At 70.6% G+C, this 2,885-nt stretch carries 2 protein-coding genes and 1 pseudogene; all 3 read left to right on the top strand.

From position 1 onward, the window contains the following. On the top strand, positions 1–1,244 hold a 1,244-nt coding region (locus WA805_RS08680; protein ID WP_425242077.1), incomplete at its 5' end, for a glycerol-3-phosphate dehydrogenase/oxidase. A gap of 472 nt (positions 1,245–1,716) precedes the next feature. Beyond that, a complete protein-coding gene (locus tag WA805_RS08675) occupies positions 1,717–2,655 on the top strand; it encodes a sulfite exporter TauE/SafE family protein (RefSeq protein ID WP_425242076.1) in 939 nt (312 codons plus the stop codon). Positions 2,656–2,664: 9 nt separating this feature from the next. Next, positions 2,665–2,885: pseudogene (locus tag WA805_RS08670) on the top strand (peptidyl-tRNA hydrolase); the annotation flags it as partial.

Here is a 2,885-nt window from a genome sequence, read left to right as displayed (position 1 = left end):
CGCCCGCACTGCGCCCCGACAGGCTGGCCGGCGCGATGGTCTACTACGACGCGCAGGTGGACGACGCCCGGCACACGGTCACCGTGGCGCGGACCGCGGCGGCGCACGGCGCGATCGTGGTGACCAGGGCGAGCGCGACCTCGCTGCTGCGGTCGCCGGACGGGTCCGCGGTGATCGGCGCCCGGGTGCTTGACAAAGAAACCGACCGGTCGGTCGACATTCTGGCGGACCGGGTGGTGGTGTGCGCCGGGGTATGGACCGACCTGGTGCACTCGCTCGACGGGGTCCGGGCCGCTTACGAGGTGCGGATGTCCAAGGGTGTGCACCTGGTGATGCGCAAGTCCGCCATCGACGCGGACGCCGGCATGATCGTCCGCACCGAGAAGAGCGTGCTGTTCTTCATCCCGTGGGGCGAGCGGTGGATCGTCGGCACCACCGACACCGAGTGGTCCGGCGAGCGGGACGAGCCCACCGCCACCGGCGAGGACGTCGACTACATCCTTGCCGCGGCCAACCGGATCCTCGCCACGCCGCTCACCAGGGCGGATGTCATCGGCGTCTACGCCGGCCTGCGACCGCTCGTCGCGGCCGCCGCCGAGACCCCGACCACGAAACTGTCGCGGGAGCACGTGGTGGACGTGCCGCTGCCCGGGCTCGCGACGATCGCCGGCGGGAAGTTCACCACCTACCGGCTGATGGCCAGGGACGTGGTGGACGCCGCGGTGGAGGGCTTGCCGCGGCCGGCGCCGCCGTCGGTCACCGACCAGCTGCCGCTGCTCGGCGCGGACGGCTTCCCCGCGGTCCGCGCCGCGGCGCGGCGGCTGGCCGAGGACTACGGGCTGCCGCTCGCCGCCGTCCAGCACCTGATCAGCCGGTACGGGTCGCTGACCTGCGAGCTGCTCGACCTGATCGGCGCCAGCAGGTCGCTGGGCATGCCGCTGCTCGACGGCTACCCCTACCTGCGCGCCGAAGTCGCCTACGCGGTCACCCACGAGGGCGCGCTGCACGTCGACGACGTGCTCGCCCGCCGGATCAGGCTGCTGATCGAATCGCCGGACGCGGGCACCGCGGCGGCGCCCGAGGTCGCCGCCATCATGGGCGGCCTGCTCGGCTGGGGCCGCCGCCGCCGCGCGCTGGAGATCCGCAGGTACGCGGACTTCGCCGCCGCCAACTCCGAGGCCCTGCAATCCCCGGAGATCCTCCCGGAAGAGGCCACCCCAACCCCGGTCCCGGTCCCCGCGTAGCGCGGGAATCCCAGGAGCCCCGAGCGTCCCAGGAGCCCCGGGCGCCCGAACGCCCGGAACGTGGTCGATGTCGCATCGACTACCAAGAGTGTGGACGATGTCGCATCGACCACCAAAGCGGGCAGCGGTGCGGACCCAGAGGGTGGTCGATGGTCCATCGACCACCAAAGAGTGCGGTCGATGGTCCATCGACCGCCTTTGGCTGGGGCGGGGTGGCTGCTCGCAGAGCCGGAACACCAAGCCCGAACGTGGTCGATGTCGCCTCGACTACCAAAGAGTGTGGGCGATGTCACATCGACCACGTTGGGAGGGAGCGTTGGGAGGGAGCGTTGGAGGGGGCGTTGGGGGGTTCGGACGGGTGGGGGTGCCCGTCCGGGGCAGGCCGCGCCGTTACAACTTTTACAATCTGGTTACAAGAGATATATTCTCCATCTGGATAGTAGGAAGGCCGAGCGACCGGAGCGGAGTCCTGATGGGTCTCAATCCCTACATCGTCCTTGGCAGCGCCATCGTCGGGCTGCTGGTCGGGCTGACCGGAGCGGGCGGCGGCGCGCTGATGACGCCGATGCTCATCCTGCTCTTCAACGTCAAGCCCGCCGCGGCGATCTCCAGCGACCTTGTCGCCGCCGTGGTGATGCGGCCGGTGGGCTCCGCGGTGCATATACAGCGGGGCACCGTCAACTTCCGGCTGGTCGGCTGGATGTGTCTCGGCTCGGTGCCGATGGCGTTCCTCGGCGCGTACCTGCTGCACGTGCTCGGCGGCAGCTCCGCGTCGCAGCAGAACGTGGAGATCGCGCTCGGCGCGGCGCTGCTCGCCGGCACCGCCGCGATGGTACTGCGCTACTGGCTGGACCGGCGGTCGGGCCAGCAGCGCTCCGGGGCGATCGCGGCGATCCGGGTCCGCCCGCTGCCCACCGTGGCCATCGGCATTGTCGGCGGCCTGATCGTCGGCATGACCTCGGTCGGCTCTGGCTCGCTGATGATCGTCCTGCTGCTGTTCACCTACCCGATGCTCGCGGCGGGCCAGCTCGTCGGAACCGACCTGACGCAGGCGGTCCCGCTCACCGCCGCGGCGGCGCTGGGCGCGCTGGCGTTCGGCCACGTGGAGTTCGGGCTGACCGCCGCCGTGATCATCGGCAGCGTGCCCGCCGTGCTCATCGGTTCCCTGCTCTCGTCCCGGGCGCCGGACAAGTACATCCGGCCGATCATCACCTTCGTGATCTTCGCCTCCGGGCTGAAGTACGTCGGCATGGGCACGACGACCCTCGGCTGGACCTTGTGCGGCGTGCTGCTGGCCGGCGGGGCCTCCTGGCTGTGGCTCAATAGCAGGAAGACCAAGGCGGAACCCGCTCCCGACCGTGAGGTTGAGGTCCTTAGACAGTTAGCCGGCCGGCGTGGGGCGGAGTCATAGGGTCTAGGCGTGGATAGCCGGGATGAAGCGCCCCAGTATGCGTTGCCGTTGGTCGTGCGGGTCGAGCGGGATGCTCCGCCTGCCCGGACCGATGCGCTTGAGGGAGCGGCCCGCGCCGTGCTTTGGTTTCTCGATGATCCGCGGGTTACTGATCCTGACGGGGAGTGGGCTGGCGCGGTGCGGGCGTGGACCGATGGGCGGATCCGCAAGGTGGTCAGGCGGGCGCGGGG

It is taken from the genome of Trebonia sp. (assembly GCF_049794275.1).
Taxonomy (GTDB): domain Bacteria; phylum Actinomycetota; class Actinomycetes; order Streptosporangiales; family Streptosporangiaceae; genus Trebonia.
Note: the sequence above shows the minus strand (reverse complement) of the source record. Positions and strands in the feature narration are given on the sequence as shown.

Coding starts and splice junctions, on each gene's coding strand:
- WA805_RS08675 (WP_425242076.1), top strand. CDS start 1,717: ATGGGTCTCAATCCCTACATCGTCCTTGGCAGCGCCATCGTCGGGCTG.